The organism is Daejeonella sp. (genome assembly GCF_046590655.1).
GTDB lineage: Bacteria > Bacteroidota > Bacteroidia > Sphingobacteriales > Sphingobacteriaceae > Daejeonella.
On record NZ_JBKJUM010000155.1, the window covers coordinates 1 to 19,465 of the forward strand.

The 19,465-nt window shown below is 41.0% G+C and carries 13 protein-coding genes; 1 reads left to right on the forward strand and 12 read right to left on the reverse strand.

Going from position 1 to position 19,465, the window contains the following annotated elements; genetic code table 11:
- The 3 genes from ACLL8Z_RS14340 to ACLL8Z_RS14350 form a co-directional block, all read right to left on the reverse strand.
- Positions 1-350: FAD-binding protein (locus ACLL8Z_RS14340; protein WP_411275479.1), on the reverse strand; the 350-nt coding region annotated here is incomplete at its 3' end.
- A 144-nt stretch (positions 351-494) separates the two neighbouring features.
- Positions 495-1,379, reverse strand: a complete 885-nt coding sequence (locus ACLL8Z_RS14345; RefSeq protein WP_411275480.1) for a hydroxypyruvate isomerase family protein — start codon at positions 1,377-1,379, stop codon at positions 495-497.
- Positions 1,380-1,497: 118 nt separating this feature from the next.
- On the reverse strand, positions 1,498-2,742 hold the full coding sequence (locus ACLL8Z_RS14350; protein ID WP_411275481.1) for a nucleoside permease: 1,245 nt from the start codon (positions 2,740-2,742) through the stop codon (positions 1,498-1,500).
- A gap of 449 nt (positions 2,743-3,191) precedes the next feature.
- Between ACLL8Z_RS14350 and ACLL8Z_RS14355 the strand changes: the two genes are divergently transcribed.
- A complete protein-coding gene (locus ACLL8Z_RS14355; RefSeq protein ID WP_411275482.1) occupies positions 3,192-6,578 on the forward strand; it encodes a ThuA domain-containing protein in 3,387 nt (1,128 codons plus the stop codon).
- Between the two features lie 60 nt (positions 6,579-6,638).
- Here the strand turns inward: ACLL8Z_RS14355 and araD are convergent, their stop codons facing one another.
- From araD to ACLL8Z_RS14400, 9 genes are all read right to left on the reverse strand, one after another.
- Positions 6,639-7,337, reverse strand: a complete 699-nt coding sequence (gene araD, locus ACLL8Z_RS14360; RefSeq protein WP_411275483.1) for an L-ribulose-5-phosphate 4-epimerase AraD — start codon at positions 7,335-7,337, stop codon at positions 6,639-6,641.
- Positions 7,324-9,024 carry a ribulokinase gene (locus ACLL8Z_RS14365; protein ID WP_411275484.1) on the reverse strand — a complete coding sequence of 567 codons (1,701 nt, stop codon included), beginning with the start codon at positions 9,022-9,024 and terminating at the stop codon, positions 7,324-7,326. The genes araD and ACLL8Z_RS14365 overlap by 14 nt, the downstream gene beginning before the upstream one ends.
- 110 nt (positions 9,025-9,134) lie before the next feature.
- A complete protein-coding gene (locus ACLL8Z_RS14370) occupies positions 9,135-9,938 on the reverse strand; it encodes an alpha/beta fold hydrolase (RefSeq protein WP_411275485.1) in 804 nt (267 codons plus the stop codon).
- A gap of 7 nt (positions 9,939-9,945) precedes the next feature.
- Positions 9,946-10,773 (reverse strand): sugar phosphate isomerase/epimerase family protein, encoded by an 828-nt coding sequence (locus ACLL8Z_RS14375; protein WP_411275486.1) that lies wholly within the window; start codon positions 10,771-10,773, stop codon positions 9,946-9,948.
- A 28-nt stretch (positions 10,774-10,801) separates the two neighbouring features.
- On the reverse strand, positions 10,802-11,653 hold the full coding sequence (locus tag ACLL8Z_RS14380; RefSeq protein WP_411275487.1) for a sugar phosphate isomerase/epimerase family protein: 852 nt from the start codon (positions 11,651-11,653) through the stop codon (positions 10,802-10,804).
- A gap of 61 nt (positions 11,654-11,714) precedes the next feature.
- Positions 11,715-12,599, reverse strand: a complete 885-nt coding sequence (locus ACLL8Z_RS14385) for a ThuA domain-containing protein (RefSeq protein WP_411275488.1) — start codon at positions 12,597-12,599, stop codon at positions 11,715-11,717.
- A gap of 25 nt (positions 12,600-12,624) precedes the next feature.
- Complete coding sequence (locus ACLL8Z_RS14390; RefSeq protein ID WP_411275489.1) at positions 12,625-15,798, reverse strand: PVC-type heme-binding CxxCH protein; 3,174 nt, start codon at positions 15,796-15,798, stop codon at positions 12,625-12,627.
- A 90-nt stretch (positions 15,799-15,888) separates the two neighbouring features.
- A complete protein-coding gene (locus ACLL8Z_RS14395; RefSeq protein WP_411275490.1) occupies positions 15,889-17,397 on the reverse strand; it encodes a RagB/SusD family nutrient uptake outer membrane protein in 1,509 nt (502 codons plus the stop codon).
- Between the two features lie 21 nt (positions 17,398-17,418).
- Positions 17,419-19,465 (reverse strand): SusC/RagA family TonB-linked outer membrane protein (locus ACLL8Z_RS14400; protein WP_411275491.1); only part of this gene is annotated, 2,047 nt, incomplete at its 5' end.

Here is a 19,465-nt window from a genome sequence, read left to right on the forward strand (position 1 = left end):
CCCCACATAAGCGACCGGCCGCCAACATGATATCCCCGGTACCAATCAAAACGTTTTACTTCCGTATAAGGGCTCTCTTTATCTTTTACCCAAAAATCAAGGTTCTTTTCATTCAAAGGGTAATCCCTCTTGAGAACTGGATAATTTTCGATCATTTCCTGAGTCCTGCCACCGCGATGAGGAAATTCCCATGGATTTTTTGTCGCGTTAACATAGTCCTTGATATGTTCTATATTTCTTCCGCGCTCGAGCATGATAGTTTTCAAGCCCTTTTCAGTGAGTTCTTTGGCCGCCCATCCCCCGCTGATCCCGGAGCCTATCACTATAGCATCATAAGTATTATCAGCCATTTGAGTTATAAGTTATAAGTTGTAAGTTATAAGTTGTACGTTGTAAGTATAGGTAGCAAGTTAAAAGATATATGTCTTAAACATGCATTACTAAAATTTCTAACATCTCGGACCTCAGAAATCAGACTTTAGACTTTAGACCTCCTACACATCACACAAAGCAACAGCCTGTCTCAATGATGCTATTTTATCTGCTTTAACCGGGATAAATTCCTGCGCAACATATCCTTTGAAGCCAGTTGCTACTATCGCTTTCATAATCGCCGGATAATTCAGTTCCTGCAGTTCGTCCAACTCATTGCGGCCGGGAACCCCGGCGGTATGATAATGGGCGATATATCGATGATTATCCCTTATCGTCCGGATCACATCCCCTTCATCAATTTGCATGTGATAAATATCGTATAGCAATTTGAAATTATCAGAACCCACCCGTTTTACAAGTTCTACTCCCCATGGTGTTTTGTCGCACTGATAGTCCTTGTGATTTATTTTGCTGTTGAGAAGTTCCATCACCAGAGTTACCTTGTTTTTTTCAGCAATCGCTGTCAGTTGTTTAAGACCTTCCGTACAATTAGCAAGTCCAGTTTCATCATCCTTGCCTGCCCGATTACCACTAAAACAGATAAGATTCTTGTATCCAGCCTTTGCAAGAAGCGGGATCATTTCTGAGTAATTCTTCAATAAAGTTGAATGGTATCGTTTGTCGTTAAAACCATTTACGAGGTTTATTTCAGCACCGTTGCACATACTCGATTCAAGACCATACTTTTGAAGTGTAGGCCAATCTTTTGGGCCAACCAGATCTATAGCCTTAATTCCGATATCCTTAGCAGCAATACATAGCTCCTCTACGGAAAGCTGACTGAAGCACCACCTGCACACTGAATGGTTTACATTCCCTTTCAGCAAAAACGGTGTTGCCTCTGTCCTCGGGCTAAAAGATGAAAGCATGGTACCAGCCGATAATGCGGCCGTTCCAGCAATTAGGTTTTTTAGCGCCCTGCGGCGATTTTCATTTTTTGCCATATCCTTTATAATTAATTATCATGCATTATTATATTAGACCACCAATTGCCTTATCGCAACTCTGAACCCGATAGCAATCGGGTCTCCATTTTCACTTCTCACGTTTCACCTCCATCACTTACCTTTCCCCCTTCAACCTCAAAGCATCTTCTTCTTTTTGGTTAAAGGTTAAAAAGAACAGAACCGTTACAGCAGCAGCAATTCCTGAAGCTACCAGCCATATCCCTTGCCAATCGTGTTGTGTATCTGAAATTTTGTAAGCGTCGCTAACCAAACCGGCAACCCAAAAACCTATCAGCATTCCGATACCATAAGTTGCCAGAGCAATAAGTCCCTGTGCGGCACTTTTATATTTGTCGCCGGCTTTGGAATCTGTATAGATTTGACCCGAGACAAAAAAGAAATCATAACAAATACCATGTAATGCAATTCCAATGATCAACATAAAACTCAAGTCAGTCGCATTCCCATAAGCGAACAATGCATATCGTGCTGCCCAGGCTATCATCCCCACCAGGATCGTTTTTTTGAAACCGTACTTAGTAAAAAACACTGGCAGCAACAAGAGGAATAAGACCTCAGATATTTGTCCTATAGTCATTTTACCGGTAGGATTTTCTACTGCCAGTTCAGACAAAAACAGGTTTGCATTCTGATAGTAAAAAGCAAGTGGGATACAGATAAGAATTGAAGAGACAAAAAATATCAAAAAGTTTTTGTTGCTAAGCAGCTTTAATGCATCCAAACCTATAATGTCGGAGATTGTAACTTTCTCACCTTTTTGTACTGCTGGAGGTGTCTTGGGGAGAGCAAAGCTAAACAATCCTAAAACTGCCGAGACAATTGCTGCCATAAGAAATGTATTCCTCAATAGGCCTTCAGATACTGCTCCTGCGGAATCCCAGTGAAATAAATAACTTATACAAAGACCCGCAACGATCCAACCGATTGTGCCCCAAATTCGAATAGCTGAAAATTCCTTTTCAGGATCTTTCATTTGTTTAAATGAAACGGAATTTACCAGTGCTAATGTTGGCATAAACATAATCATGTAGGCAAACACATATGGGTAAAATCCAGCGAAGTCTGTGGAATTATACATCTGAAACATTAACAACGCTCCTGCCAGGTGGAGAATGCCCAGGATTTTCTCTGCATTAAAATATCGATCAGCAATTAATCCGATGATAAATGGTGCTATTATCGCACCAAAAGACTGAGTTGAAAAAACAGCAGACATTTGTGCACCAGTTGCAGAGAGTTCTTTTCCAAGGAATGTTCCCAAAGTAACGAACCACGCACCCCATATAAAGAATTCCAAAAACATCATTAGTGACAGTTTTACACGATTGGTCGAGGTCATTGTTTGTAAATTGGTTTTTAAATGAAATGAAACAATAAATAATAAATATTAAGTGAAATATAGGTAAACAGCTGAATATGAGGCACTGGTGTAATTCATACACGAAGCTCTTGTATTTTTATCGATTAAAACATTCTGAACGCATTATTTCATATTTGAAATTTAGTTTACTTGTATTAAATAAATGTATATTTTTATTTTTAAAAATCATACTTGTAATTTAAAAGAGTAAGAAAAAGCAATGAGTAGAAAGAATCTTTACTGTTACACTGCAGCCGGTCACCGGTATATGCTAGTCAGATTTATAAAGTTGGGATATATAATAAACGTAACTAGTAAACAATGTCTTTAGTAATAATGTTTATAACAAATTACAGTCGGAAGTTCTCGAAACTTTAAACAACCCTCAATTCGAACCGCTGTAAAATAAAGGATAAAAGATAAATCATATGACAAATTCAACCAAAATGTTCCTCGCTGCCGGGATACTTATTTCACTGCTTTCATTTAGCATGCTGAAACAAACTGTGAAGCCCCGAATCCTTGTTTTTAGTAAAACAGCAGGGTTCAGGCATGAGTCGATAGCTGCGGGCAAAGCAGCAATAATAAAACTAGGTAAGGAACAGGGCTTTCTAGTAGATACTACTGAAAACAGTGTTTATTTCACTGAAGACTCCCTTAAAAAATATAAGGCTGTTGTGTTCTTGAATTCAACTGGAAATGCACTTAATGCACCTCAACAAATAGCATTTGAGCGGTATATTCAAGCTGGTGGAGGCTTCGCTGGAGTGCATTCAGCGGCTGATACTGAATATGATTGGGAATGGTACGGCAAACTTGTCGGCGGATACTTTCTGAGCCATCCTAAAACTCAGGAAGCAGTAGTAAATGTAACTGACCGCACTAACGCAGCCAGCAGCCATTTACCAGTAAAATGGAAACGAACCGACGAATGGTATAATTACAAGAACCTTAATCCCAATGTTAAAGTTCTGGCCTCGCTGGATGAATCCACTTATGAAGGCGGCAAAAATGGTGACAATCATCCCATTGCCTGGTATCATCAATTTGATGGCGGCCGTGCATTTTATACAGGTATGGGTCATACTACCGAATCTTATGCAGATCCCTTATATCTTAAGCATTTACTGGGAGGTATAAAATTCGCAATCGGTAACACGGCTCTCAATTATTCAAAAGCTACAACTTCTAAAGCTCCGGAAGACAACAGGTTTGTTCGTAATGTATTAACGATAGGAACTTTATTCGAGCCAACAGAAATGACCATCCTGCCTAACCTGGACGTTCTGATTGTTCAGCGCAGGGGAGAAATTCTTTTATATAAGAACCAAACAAAAAATATAAGCGAGATCGCTTCATTGAGTGTATATTCTAAAACCTCTGTACCGGGGGTGAATGCTGAAGAAGGAATCTTGGGTATTGCAGCTGATCCTAAATTTAAGGAAAACAACTTTATTTATATTTATTACAGCCCTTCGGATACTTCAGTAAATCGTTTATCCCGGTTTAAGTTTGAAAATGATAAACTAGATAAGTCATCAGAAAAAATAGTTCTTCAACTCTATTCACAACGCCAAATCTGTTGTCATACGGGAGGTTCAATCGCATTCGGCCCTGACGGTCTTTTATATCTTTCAACGGGGGATAATTCTACACCATTCGATGTTCCTAAACAGCAATTCACTAATAAAGGCTATGGGCCATTGGATAATCGTCCCGGATTGGAACAGTATGATGCCCAAAGAAGTGCTGGAAACTCGAACGATCTGCGCGGAAAAATTTTACGGATTAGAGTTAAGTCTGACGGAACCTATGAAATTCCCCAAGGCAATTTATTTGCTCCTAATACCCCTGGAACCAAGCCTGAGATCTATGTTATGGGCAACCGTAATCCTTATCGTATATCTGTTGACAGCAAGACTAATTTTCTTTATTGGGGAGAAGTTGGCCCGGATGCAGGTGCAGATAGTCCTGAAAGAGGGTCAAGAGGTTATGATGAAGTAAATCAGGCAAGGAAAGCAGGCTTTTTCGGCTGGCCATATTTTGTAGGTAATAATTATGCTTACAGATCCTTTGATTATAAAACCGGGGTGAGTGGTGAACTTTTTGATAAGGCAAAACCCGTGAACAATTCTGTAAACAATACAGGTATAAAGGAACTCCCTGCTGTATCACCAGCATTTATCTGGTATCCATATGCCGAGTCTAAAGAATTTCCACAGGTAGGATCAGGCGGCAGAAACGCAGAGGCCGGACCTATTTATCACAGTGAACTCTTTCCAACGGAAACACGTTATCCGGATTATTATAACAATAAGCTTTTCATTTATGACTGGATAAGAGGTTGGATTAAGGCGGTCAGCATGAAACCCAATGGCGACTACGATAATATGGAACCTTTTATGGCCGGAAGCTCATTCGCATCTCCAATCGATATGGAAGTTGGGCCAGATGGCAAAATATACGTTCTGGAGTACGGCAAAGGATGGTTCGCAAAAAATCCTGATGCCGCTCTAGTTCGCCTTGATTATATTAAGGGTAACCGTCCTCCTAAAGTCGACGAACTTGTAATTAATAATGCAAGCGGCATCCTGCCTTATAAACTTCAGGCAAAGGTTATAAGCAATGACCCTGATAACGACAAACTTACCTATGTATGGGATCTTGGAAATGGCATCAAAAAGACAACAACAATCCCATCTGTTGACTACACTTATGCTAAAGTAGGCGAATACCCGGTAAGTGTTCAGGTTATTGACATGAATAAAGCAAGTACAACTAGTAAAAAGACAAGTGTATTTGCAGGAAATGCACAACCAAAGCTTAATATTGTTTTAAAGGACAACAAAACATTTTACTTCCCTGGTAAGCCTATAGAGTACCAAGTCTTGGTCACAGATCAAGGGTCAACAGTAAACCGGAATAATATTTATGTTTCAAACACTTACACTAAAGGAACAGATATGGCCTCAGCAACACTGGGTCATCAGGAGGCTTCTGAAGTTATGGTAGGGCAAGCTTTAATGCTCAAATCTGATTGCCAGGCCTGCCACAAAGTTAACGAACCATCAATAGGACCATCATATTCTCAGGTGTCAACAAAATACCAGAAAGATCCTGCTGCAATAAGTTATCTATCGGCTAAAATCATCAAAGGTGGTAGCGGAGTTTGGGGTGAAGTATCCATGCCTGCACATTCAACTATGCCCGAGGCGGATGCCCGTAAAATTGCGCAATGGGTATTATCCCTTGAAAACAAAGCAGTACAGGCTTCGTTAGCATCTCAAGGCAAAATTATTCCTACCTCAAATTCTGCCAATGAAGAAAATAGTGTTTTCAGTTTAAATTCATCCTACACTGATCAGGGTGGGGCAGGAATTAAGCCGTTATCTGTCTCACGCACTGTTTATTTGCGAAGTAATACTATTAATGCCCGTGAGATTACAGAAAGAAGAGGGCTTATTGTTAAAGACTCTACCGAAACAGGGTTTCTTATATATCCACAGAATACAGGATGGTTGAAATTAAATAATATAGATCTAAACGGTATCGTAAGCTTAGAACTAAACAGCTTTTCAAGAGGCGAAGCATCAAATTACTCTATTGAAGTACGTCTGGGTTCAGAAACCGGGATGGTAATAGGCAAAGCTAATATGGTTTACAATCCAGTGATGAATCAACAAACCATTACAACAATTCCTTTGCAGTCTCGTAAAGACGCTTCCTTAAATGATCTTTATTTCGTTATTGGTGCAGACAACAAAGATGTGAAGCAGAGGCCTCTGCTTAGAACGATAAAATTCAATCCTATTTAAAATATATTTCTGATGTATATCGTGATTAATCACGATATACATCATTACTTACTTCCACTCTTATTGCCCATAATAAGAGTCGATACCATGTTTCCGTTTGTAATGCTTTTTAATCAAACTATCCGGCAATCTAGGAGCATCGACCCTTATTTGCTCAGTTAAATACGCCAATTTGGCTAATTCTTCTACAACAGCACTATTATAAACAGCTTTTTCGGCAGTTTTTCCCCAGGTAAAGGGTGCGTGATTGCCAATAAGTATCATTTCAATTTCTTCATAACTCAATCCTTTTACCGTTAAATAATTCATGATTTGAAAACCGGTTTCATATTCATAATCTCCCCGGATCATTTCATCACTCATCGGCGGAGCACACGGAATATCTGCAGTAGTATGATCCGCATGAGTGGTCCCATAAATTGGAATATCCCGCTGTGCCTGTGCCCAGCCGGTTGCATAACTGGAATGCGTATGTACAATGCCTCCTATTTTTTCCCAATGCTTATATAATACCGCATGGGTTTTTGTATCCGAAGATGGGCGAAGCTTGCCTTCTACGGTTTGGCCGTCAAAATCTACGATCACCATTTTATCAGGCGAGAGTTCTTTGTAAGGAACACCACTGGGTTTAATAGCAAAAACACCCAAACTCCTGTCTGCTGCACTTGCATTGCCAAATGTAAAAAGCACCAAGCCTAATTCAGGCAGCTGCATATTGGCATCATACGCGCTCTGCTGAATGTGCTTATATATACTCATTTATAATCTTTTTTGATAATTGATGTTCAATAGTATCTCCTAAATCTGTAAACTGCTTATAACGTAAAGCGTATATGCGTGCCAATTTTTCATTTGGTATATATTCCGTATCAAATCCGGGGCCCATGGCTGCCATGGCATCTTCTACCTTAGGATATATACCTGCTACAGTTGCAGCAAACATAGCGGCACCAATAGCGCAGGTTTGATCAGATTTATTTATGCGTATGGGCATATTCATTACATCAGCCATCATTTGCATAATGAAAGGTGATTTTTTTGCCACCCCGCCTATTCCAATTAGCCCCTTTACCGGAATTCCCTGATCATTGAAACGATCAACTATTTTTTTTGCACCAAAGCAGGTTGCTTCTGCCCATGCCCTAAATAATGATGGTGCGTCACTACCAAGATTTAGATTGATCATAGCAGCTTTCAATTCCTGGTTAGCATCCGGTGTTCGTCGTCCATTAAGCCAGTCGATAGCCAGTTCGCTATGCTCCGTAACCACAATTTTTGCAGCCTCTTCGCTCAATTCGTAGATTATTTTACCTGAAATTTCCTTTATTAAAGCATCGGCTGTCTCCGGGTCTATTAATTCAGAATGTTTAAGCATATTTTGCAAAGGCCATACTAACAAATTTCCAAACCAGGCATAGGTATCCCCAAAGGCAGATTGTCCTGCTTCCATCCCCATCATACCCGGGATTATTGAGCCTGGTACCTGGCCACAAATTCCATTAACTAATATGTTATCCACTTCATCTGCCGGCGCTACAAGCATATCGCAGGTCGACGTGCCCATTACTTTAATTAGATGATAGGGTTCAATTTGGCCCCCTACAGCGCCCATATGAGCATCAAAGGCGCCAACACCTATTAATACTTCATTTGATAAACCCAGGCGTTCTGACCATTCCGGGCTAAGGTTCCCGGCGGCTTCATCAGCAGTAAATGTTTCTTTATATAATCTGGAGGTAAAGCCTTTTAGTAGCGGATCTAAAGATGAAAAAAAATCGTCGGGAGGTAAGCCGCCATACTCGGCAGCCCATAGTGCTTTATGTCCCGCGGAGCATCGGCTACGTTTCATTTCGGAGATATGTTTTCCCCCGGTTAATAAAAATGGAATCCAGTCGCAATGTTCAACCCATGAATAGCAAGCTTCCCTGACTTGTTCATCAACCCGAAAAACATGCAGCAATTTGGCCCAGAACCATTCAGAAGAATATATCCCACCTACAAATTGCAGATAATTAGTCTCAAATTTTGTAGCGTACTCATTAATTTGAGCTGCCTCTTTTACAGCTGTATGATCTTTCCATAAAACAAACATGGCGTTCGGATTATGTTCAAATTGAGGCAGAAGTGCCAGCGGAGTACCCCTTTCATCTACAGCTATAGGAGTAGATCCAGTGGTATCAATACTAATAGCTTTAACGGCAAGAGCCGCAGTTTTTCCACCTGCGTCTGCCAGACAGTGTTTAATAGTTTGTTCTAATCCTTCTATATAATCGAGTGGATGTTGTCTGAATTGATTTTCAGATGCCTGGCAATATAAACCTTTCGCCCAACGGGGATAATAATATACTGATGAGGTTATAATATTGCCATTAATTGCATTTACTAAAACCGAACGGACAGAATCGGTTCCATAATCAACTCCAATAACAAAAGGATCTTGCTTCATAAATTCGCGTCAAATTAACACTCAAATTTTATACTCTGCCAGGCAAAGCAAATCTAAACCAATAGAGGGTTTGTAGTTCCATGCGATCTAAATACCTTAGGATAGGGAAATTAATGATTAATTAACCAGTTTCTGACTCTTAAATTGAAATCTTCTATTTTTTCCCAATGAAATGCATGCCCGCATCCTTCATATATATGAAGTTCCGCATTAGGAATAGATCCAGCTAATTCTTCTGCCATCCACAGAGGTGTAAAACGATCCTCTTTTCCGCCAAGTATTAAAACGGGCTGTCGGATTTGATGAAGTTTATCTAGTACATTATGACTGACACATGCCATAGCCTGTCCTGTTAAACCATGTAATGGCTGGTGTTCCAGCGCCGTGGCCGATTGTTTTCGCACTTCTTCCATTTCAAAGAACATTTTATCGTCATCCCATGAAGATTTTGAATAGATCAATAGTTGGATAAATAAACTAAATTCCTCCGCTGTAAATCTGGCTTTACAATTTATCATGTGATGAAATATCGCTTTTGCTGTATTATCACATCGGGCCCAAGGGCACATCAATACTAACGAATTTATTTTTTCCGGATGACGTATAGCCAATTGCTGGGCAATGGTACTTCCCATAGAGCAGCCAACAACCCGTACTTTTCCTATTTGAAGCGTATCCAGTAAACCTGCGTAATCATCCGCCATTTGTTCAGTAGTATAAGGTCCGGCAGGTTTGTCTGAGAGACCCACACCCCGATTATCGGCTGTTATACATCTGAAATCTTTTGCCCAATACGCAGCATGCTTCTCCCATACTGATCCGGAAGCTGTAATTCCCATGATAAGCAACAAAGGATCTCCTGAACCCCGTTCCTCATAATACAAGTCAATTCCATTAGTGCGTACAAGCGGCATTAGTGTATTATTTTAATCCGGGTAATAATACTTCCTTAATCCAATGGCCGTCATGCAGGGTTACAAAGTCCGGGTCGTCCAATGCTTTTTCTCCTTCATCTTCACAAATGATCCAGCCACTATAATCCCTGTCCTTAAGCCATTGGGTTATACCCAAAAGATCAACCTTACCTTCACCCATTAACGCAAATTCCGGCTCACCGTTCCAGTCTTTATAATGTACATGATTAATCATGGATGCATATTCTTTCATCTTTTCAAGCGGATCCATACCTGCATTGATTATATGGCCAACATCAGGCGTCCAACCAGTTGCGGTGTGATCCAATGACTCGAGAATTACCTGGTAATCTTCTTCGGTTCGGGTAATAGAAGAATGGGGTGAATTAGGGTGGAAGCTGCAGGGTACTCCCTTTTCCATAGCTCTTCTGGAAACATTATTCACAATATTTACCAGGCTACGTCGGCGAGAGGTTAAATCATGCCTGCCGCTTGGTTTTTGTACCGTACAAAGTATAGCTCCGGGAAAACGCTTCAATAAACTGATGGTTTGATTTGCTTCCTTAGTTTCCTGTTCGGTTTCTTCTGTTCCGTTCCAGTCCAGTGCCAGTGCAATAGCTGCTAATTCTATTCCTTGCTCTTTTAATTTTTCTTCCAAACGATCCGGATCGCTTAAATCTCCCATCCAAAAATGAATTGGCTGAATTCCGGTAAATTGAGCATTAGCAATCACTTCAATCATGTGTCCTAATCGTCCCTTATGTGTCTGCCCGTCATTGTTCATAAACCAGGTATACACCTCAGCTCCAAATCGAAATGGAAGTTGTTCCGTCATTTCAAATCCTATTTAATCGTATTAAAAATCACAATCCGTGCTTTATGCACATTTCTTTAATAAATTTATAACCATTTTCTGCAATATCCCATGGCTTCGAATATTCCCTCCATACATTAATAGCATTGGCAAAATCAGGATCATTGCGCGAAAAAGCTTCAATGGTGAGCCAGCCCTTATACTTATTTTTTGCTAATGAAGAAAATGTTTCATCCCAGTGAACATGTCCGTCACCTGGGGTTCCTCTGTCGTTCTCACTTATATGTACATGCGCAAGAACCGGAGCTATTGTGTTTATGGCTTGTGTGGCTTTTTTCTCTTCAATATTGGCGTGATGAGTATCATACATGGCTCTTACATTGGGGTGCGCAACTCTGCTCACCAATGCGCTTAGCTGATCCATAGTATTGCATAAATAGCATTCAAAACGATTAAGCGCTTCAATTGCTAAAACAATATCTGCCTGGGCGGCGTACAGACCGGCTGCATGCAATACTTCCGCACTCCAGGCATATTCCTGATCTTGGGGTGCATGCTGAGCAAAGATGGCATGGGCTGAATGAAAAGGTCCGCAAATTATTTTAGCATGCATATCATGGGCCCGATCTATAGCCCATTTGATGCGCTCAAACCCTCGATCCCTAACTTCCTTAGACGGACTAATAATGTTCTCTTCTTTACCCAATACAAAAACACAGGTTGTTTCCATCCCCAGATTCTGCACATGATCTCCAAAACGCTGATAAGGTGTATTATCAGACCCACCTAAAAAACATTCTATACCATCGTAACCAATTTTTTTTAATCTATCGGCAACAGGCATTAATTCATCAGAAATTGCAGCCGACCATACCAGCACATTAAATCCAATTTTATTCATTATTTGCTTTTTGATTTTAGCACATCGGAACGAATTTATACTTAGACGGAAGCTGCTTTTTTTACCTGACAGGCACCCTGTAGGGAATATTTACACTGAATTTTCCTGCCCACTTTCTTGGAACCGGTTTCCCGGAAGCCCAATGAATTGCATTGATCACCAGGCGCTGAAATGGTTCGAGGTCGAAATCTTCAGGATGGCCTAAAGTTGTAGTGAAAACCTTCGCACCAAAAGAGTTTATTCCCGTCCAGGCTACCGGGTTATCTATCGCTTTCGTGTTATTCGGATTAACTGCGTGCCCCATTAATAACCATTCAGAGCCTTTCAAAGGATAATCAGGTAATACTTTATACAACCATGACCGGGCATGAAAATTTTTAGAAACACCCGTAAGTATGGAGTTTTTAGCAGCTTCGGGAATAACTGACACATCTGTGGAAGATTCATGTCCATAATGAGTATGACCCGCTTTTCCACCCCAGCCAGGAGGAGCATTCAAAGCAAATTCTCCAAATGCATTCCACCTTTCTAATTCGTGGCCCTTTGGGTAGTTAAAGGCATGGGTAGTCGTACGAAAACCTATCAATGGCTTGCCCGAGCGTAAATAATCATCAATATGCTTAATTTGGCTGGCAGGAAGGCGGCGCCAGCGCAAATAGAATACCACTATGTCAGCTTCTTTCAAAACCTCCAGTCCCGGAATATTTTCTTCGGAATTATGGTCCGGGGATGCCTTCAGTACCTTTGTACGAAAGCCATAATTTTTTTCTAACTCTCCTGCTACGACCATCAGCGTACTCTCACCGCCATATTCATGATCACCAGTAACAAATACGATTAAAGGTTTTGCGTTCGTGCGGCTTTTGATTTGGGCGCAGGAGGAAAAAGCAAATTGCAATACCGTAAACAGGAAAATTAAATACCTTATACTTTTTAAATTTATCATAGATTATAATTGATCTAGGTTGACTTCATTTTTCCATGGGGTGCTGTCTGAGCAATTCGTCAGGAGAATAAAATCCGGTTTTATCCTTCGTAGCGGCTCGTACAGCTTTCACCTTATCAGGAGAGATAGCACTTGCTTTGTTTCCAAATGAATTCCTGACATATGTAAGCACGGCTGCTATTTCTTCATCTTTAAGCATATTCCCAAATGGCGTCATAGGAACTTGTCCGGGATACCTGGTTCCGAGCACTTCCATCGGACCGTAAAGTCCATTCAACACTACTTTGATCAGGCGGTCCTCATTTCCCAATACCCAGTTTGTGCCGGTAAGCGGTGGAAATCCTGATGCGGGCAGGCCTTTGCCGTCAGGCTGGTGGCAAGTGATGCATGCTCCTTCACGGGCATAAAGCGCCTTTCCTTTAATCAGCTGCTCACGCTCAGCGCCTTTCAGTTCGGTGACGACTGCTAATTCTGCTTTCGCTTTGACTGCATAACCGTTAAGATGTGCCAATGCTGTTTCATGGGCATGCACCATCCATTCATCCAGGGGTTTCTTACCAGCTTCCAAAACAACGGGAAGTCCTTTTGACTTGCCAAGCCAGGAAGCTGCTACAATTGCTTCCAGTCGAACGCGACTATTATCGTCGCGGGCTGCCTGCATCATGAGATTCACCTGATCGGCAACCTGATGTCCTGTGTAGCGGAGCACCCGTACGGCAGCAGCCCTTGCATGATAATCCTTTGCACGAAGCAGCTGACGAAGCAGATTTTGATCCACTTTATTAAGTCCCCAGCTTACCCATAGTGCTTCAAGCAAGTGATGCTCATAACGGGCATCCTTCTTATCAAGTTTAGCAGTCCAGGTCTTAATATGAGAGAGAACCTCAGATGCTTCACGCCCCCTTAATTCTCTGCGCGTACGGTAACGTGTCCGGAATTCAGGGAGCTTTAGATTATCTAAAAGTTCATTAATGGAAGCGCCGGAAACTTTAGCCGGTGCAACCAATGGCCGGGAGGGGTAGGTAATACGATAAATCCGCCCGTGCGAATGATCCCGAAGAGGATCCCGGGCGTTATGCTGCATGTGGCCAATAAGGATATTGTGCCAGTCAGCGAGATAAAGAGATCCATCCGGTGCAAATTCCATATCTACGGGGCGAAAGTTTTTATCGTCAGACTGCACAAGGTCCTGACGGTGATTAGTTTTATAACCCGTACCATCATCCGCCATGACATGCTGTTTCATACCAAGAAATCCGATGGTATTATTAATAAGCATATCGCCCTGTACATTGTCGGGAAAATGGCGACTAGAAACAAATTCCAAACCGGATGTAGGACGTACACGATGCTTTTCCTCAATCAGGTTCACTGATTTATGAGTGGCTACTCCGTATCTAGACTTAACTGAGCCAGGCATCATCCAGCGGACATCCGGGCTGGATGTTTCAGCAAAGAAATTTTGACCCCAGTCGTCAAAGGCAATCCCCCATGGATTAGGGATGGATAACTGTGCAGTGCGTTCTAGCTGTTTCCGGGCGGGATTATACCGGTAAAATCCACCATTGGTAGCTCTCACTGGTCCGTAAGAAGTTTCCACATTTGTATGCAGAAAAACCCCCTCGCCCATGTAAATCGCACCTGATGGATCAGTAGTATAAGCATGGTGTGCATGATGTGTATCATGATCATCAAAGCCGCTTAACAGGATTTCCTTTGTGTCGGCTTTATCATCGCCATTAGTGTCCGTATAGAGCATAAAGTTGGTGCCCTGTGAAACGTAAACTCCTTCAGGTGCGAATTCAAAGCCAACCGGTATGTGCAATCCCTGGGCAAAAATAGTTTGCTTATCAGCTTTTCCATCCGCGTTAGTATCTTCGAGGATAATAATTTTATCATCGGGTTTACTATCGCCCGGCTTATAATGCGGGTAGCTTGGCATCGTGGCAACCCACAAACGACCTTTGTTGTCAAATGATAGCTGGGTGGGCTTTGCCAAATCAGGAAATTCGCTTTCAGAAGCGAAAAGTTCGATCTTGTATCCGGGTGCAAGGTTAAATTGTTTAAGCGCATCCTGTCCATACAAATATGCAAGACTGCCATTTTTCTCACTTGGTTTATAATTTGTTTCTACCGGAGGAAGCTTCATTGTTTTTAGATCAGCGGCACTCAAATCCATTTTTTCTCCTTTAAGTGCCCGCCAAATTGCCTCATCCCTTAGTGCTGTCATTTCCCGGATTTTCACAAGTTCTGCAGGATAATTTTCAGGCCCGAAGGGATTATACCGCCGACCATAAACATGAACGCCGTTAGGAATTTTTATATCATTGTGCCACATCCAGTTTTTCTCCATAACTGCTGCATGAACCAATGCCCGATTAGGCTCGGCCTTAGCTTTAGTCTTACCAAAGACCCCGTCTGCGAGTAGGGTTGAAAACTTAACATAACCAGCATCTGTGAGTTGAGAACCGTCTATCGTCAATGGCTTCTCTGCGTCAAACCAACCTTTTGAAGGTGTAAAGGCATTTAAAAAGTGTACCTTGTTTTTGGCTGCAACTTCTTTCATGGCTTCGGTATATATGGCCAGATTTATATTCTCCTTTTTCCCGTCAGGCAGATCAAATTTTTGAGAAAGATCTTCGAAAGCAATCGGAGATACAATAGCCAGTTGCGGGGGTGAAACACTATTGTATTTCTGACTTAACGTGTGTTTTATAAAAGCGTCGAGTTCTGCCTTGTAATTTTCAAGTCCCTCAGGTCCCTGAAAGGATTCATTATAGCCAAAGAAAGCGATGATAATATCTGCCTTATGCCGGGTAATCCACTCGTCCGGCATTTCATAATGACCCTGACTATCTGAATTTTTTGCTAGCTCTGTCTGAAATTTTTCGGCACCAGGGAATGCCCATGGCGATGGGCGGCCTGAATGCGGCCGGAACCCGGGTGTGTTTCCTCCGTCGCACATATTCCTGATATAGAGCAGGCTATCAGGATAACGTAGCTGCATCTCAGTCTCAAAATGGCCAAAATTCATCATTCTGGACCCAAGATTATTTCCAATCAAAATAATGCGTGCACCTTTTCTAATTTTTAATGCTGTTGGGTCTGACTGTACAAACTGAAACGCACTTAAAGCAACTGCTACCACCACAAAGGCTTTGAGCACTGCTCTGGTCTTATTTTTTAGACTTATTTTCATAAAGGTTGCTCGTGTATATAAATGTACATGATAAACTCTAGCATTATTATACTGAGTTGTCTTTTTAACAGGTTAATGATTTAAAATATACTAATAACCTGGATTTTGTATAAGGTTTTTGTTATTCCTGATTTCTGCCGTTGGGATAGGGAATAATAGTTCTCTATCCTTTAATACAGGCCCATAAGAAAATTTATGACCAATAAAATCCTCAAAGGCCCTGGTTTTCACATTAAACGCTTTACGAAGACGGGCCATATCAAACCATGTTTTGTTTTCGTAACTCAGTTCATGCCAGCGTTCCTTCCAAGTGGCTTCTCTAAACTGTTCTTTGCTTAATCCTGAAAGTTCAGGCAGGAGCGCTCTTCTTTTAATTTTGTTCACTGCTTCATAAGCTGCCGGAGTAGATCCGGATACTTCATTTATGGCTTCGGCATAGATCAATAATACCTCTGCATAGCGCATTAATGGCCAATTAAGGTCACTACTTGTTGTTGAAAGATGAGCGGTTACATCAAAATGTTTGTAGATATACCATCCTCCCAGGTTAACTTCCGGTAGATTCCTTTTATTCTCTTGGGTATAGAAGTGGTAGTAGAATTGTTTTTCCTGTACCCGTTTGTCTTTTGGCTCATAAGATTCGACAAATTCTTTGTTAGCATAAATGGCACCAGTTTCATCAGAATAATTAGATATACCCTGATTATAGGGAATAATAGATGTTTGCCATCCGGAAGGCAAAGTAATGGCCAGGAATTGCACCATAAAAATGTTTTCACCTACGTTTTTCCTAGCCGGATTGTGCAAATCATCATAAGTTGAAAATAAACTATACTGATTAGAAACAATCACTTCATTAGCCTTTTCAGCAGCTTTTTGATAATATTCGTTTCCCTTTTTCAAAGGTTGTCCAGCCATTGTTAAATACACGCTTGCCAATAAAGATTTAATTGCGCCTGTAGACACCCTTCCTTTGGAGTCTGTAAAAGGCAGACCTGAAGCCTCGGCTGTAATCAAATCTTCGACAATCAATTTATAGATAGCTTCCTCGGTGGCAGGCATGGGGTATAGTTCGGGAGAATTTAAATTTACAGGTTGAGTAATCAGAGGAACCTTTCCAAATATCCTTACCAAATTGAAATAAAAATAGGCGCGTAGAAATCGGGCTTCACCCAGTGATTTCTTCTTTAGACCTTCATCCATAGTAATTCCCGGTATTTTAGCAATTGCCAGGTTTGCATTTGCTATTCCGCGGTAACTGCTGGTCCAATAAGTGCCCCCGTATCCATTGTCAGAATTATTTACCAGATTACGGATGTTAATGCTGTTCTGAGCCTGGCCTAACTCTGTATTGGCAAGCCCGGTTGCAAATTCCAGCATCATCCATGGTGCACCACCAAAACCACCACCGGTAACCGGCCTTAGACTCTCATAAATAGAATTCACCACGCTTTCGGCGTGTGCAGGCTTTGTAAAGTAATTTTCCAGAGTAAAATTAGCCGGGTCAGGTTCTTCAAGAAATTTTGAACATCCAGTACCAAAAAGCAAAAGCCCACTACATATTAATAATTGACTTATATTTTTTATCGTAATTTTCATGATAATTATATTTTTTAATTATTAAAGGCCCACATTCAATCCTAACATAAATACTTTAGGCTTGGGATAGTCATAAAGAACAAGTCCCTGGTCGAATGCCCCACCACCAGTTGAAGATTCAGGATCGTATCCGGTATATTTGGTACTCAGAAAGAAGTTTTGTACCGAAGCATACAATCTTAATCTATTCAAATTAAGCCTTTGTGTAACTGCAGGAGAAAATTTATAGGCTAATAAAAGGTTTCTACCTCTAATAAAGGACCCATCCTTGACTCTGCGGGAATCCTCATTGGTATTATAGCCAGCTGAAACAGGCCTTAATTGAGCAATAGATGTATTTTGATTTTCCGGAGTCCAGGCACCTAATACAGTAGCAAAACTATTTGCTATGCCTTGGCGGTCTTCTGCCGAATGTTCACTCGCAAATAAAACATCGTTACCATACATAAACTGCAGGTCTAACGTTAAGTCGAAGTTCTTATATCGGACGCTATTCAGAAATGTACCAAACCCATCCGGAATACCCTTTCCGGTGACAACCCTATCCGCCTGATTGATTTGTCCATCGTTGTTTACATCCTGGTATTTAATATCACCTGGTTTTTTTAAATATTTGGCTGCCAGAGCCGCTTCAGCTGTGCTCCATGTTCCCTGATGTACGTATCCAAAGAATGAATTAACTGGTTCGCCTTCCCTAATTATTCCCCTTCCTGAAAAAATATCACTACCACCTGTTAATGCTATTACTTTATTCTTATTTAAAGAAATATTAAAAGTAGTATTCCATGAAAAGTCAGTTAAATTGAGATTTACAGTATTCAGTGCGAACTCCAACCCGATGTTACTCATGCTGCCAACATTCCTGGTTACAGATGAAAACCCACTGCTGGAAGGAACCGGAGCACTTAAAAGCATATCAGTAGTTAACTTACGGTATGCATCCACCTCGAATGTTATCCTATTTTTGAATAAACCTAATTCGATACCAGCATCAAGCTGGTGTGTTTTCTCCCATTGCAGATCTGGATTAGCTAAGCGGTTAACACCGATACCCACAGATCTTTGACCTCCAAAAATTGCCGAATAATTCCCTAATCCTGCAAGTGACTGGTAAGCTGTAATTTCTGAATTTCCGGTTACCCCATAGCTGGTACGTAGTTTTAAATTAGAAATCACCGAAATATTTTTAATAAATTTTTCTTCCGATAACCTCCACGCTAATGCCGCTGAAGGGAAGAGTGCATACCTGTTTTCGGAGCCGAATTTTGATGATCCGTCAATACGACCCGTAACAGTGAATAAATACTTGTCCTTTAAACTATAATTAATCCTGCTAAAATAGGAGTTTAATCCATATGCGCTGGCGCCTGAACTGGCAGCCACAAGATTTGCTCCGGCACCCAAATTATTAAATTTGAAATAATCATCCTGAAATTGCTGAGCACGGGCATTCGAGTTTACCTGGTCTACGTGCTGCCACGAAAGTCCGAATAAACCGGTAAAAGAATGAATTTGAGCTAGTTTTTTATTATATGTCAGGTAATTTTCAAATTGCCACGAATTACTCCGCTCATTTATTATTGAAGCATCCCCGCCTTGATTCCTGGAAATATAGTTAAGTCTATTACCCCCGTAATATTCAACCCGCTGATTTATTATATTGGTACCAAGTGTCGTCCTTAATTCCAGACCCTTAGCCAAATTAATATTAGAATATACGTTACCTAATAATGTTTGTGTTTTTAAGTAATAAAGCCTATCAGTTACAATATTTACAGGATTACCGCCTCCCTCCATTCCTGGATAATCTTCATTTCCAGCCCATCTACCATCCGGGTATTTCACAGGAATTATCGGTAATGCTTCCAATACTTGTCTCATGGTAATGATACCACCACTACCAAGCGGATCAATCTGGCTTTCACTTTGGTCATTATAACCCATGCTACCCCCAACTTTTATCCAATTTTTAACCTGACTATCGAAAACAAAACGCCCAGAATAACGCTTTAACCATGATTCTTTGACCAGACCATCTTCATTTCTGTATCCCATATAAACACCATAG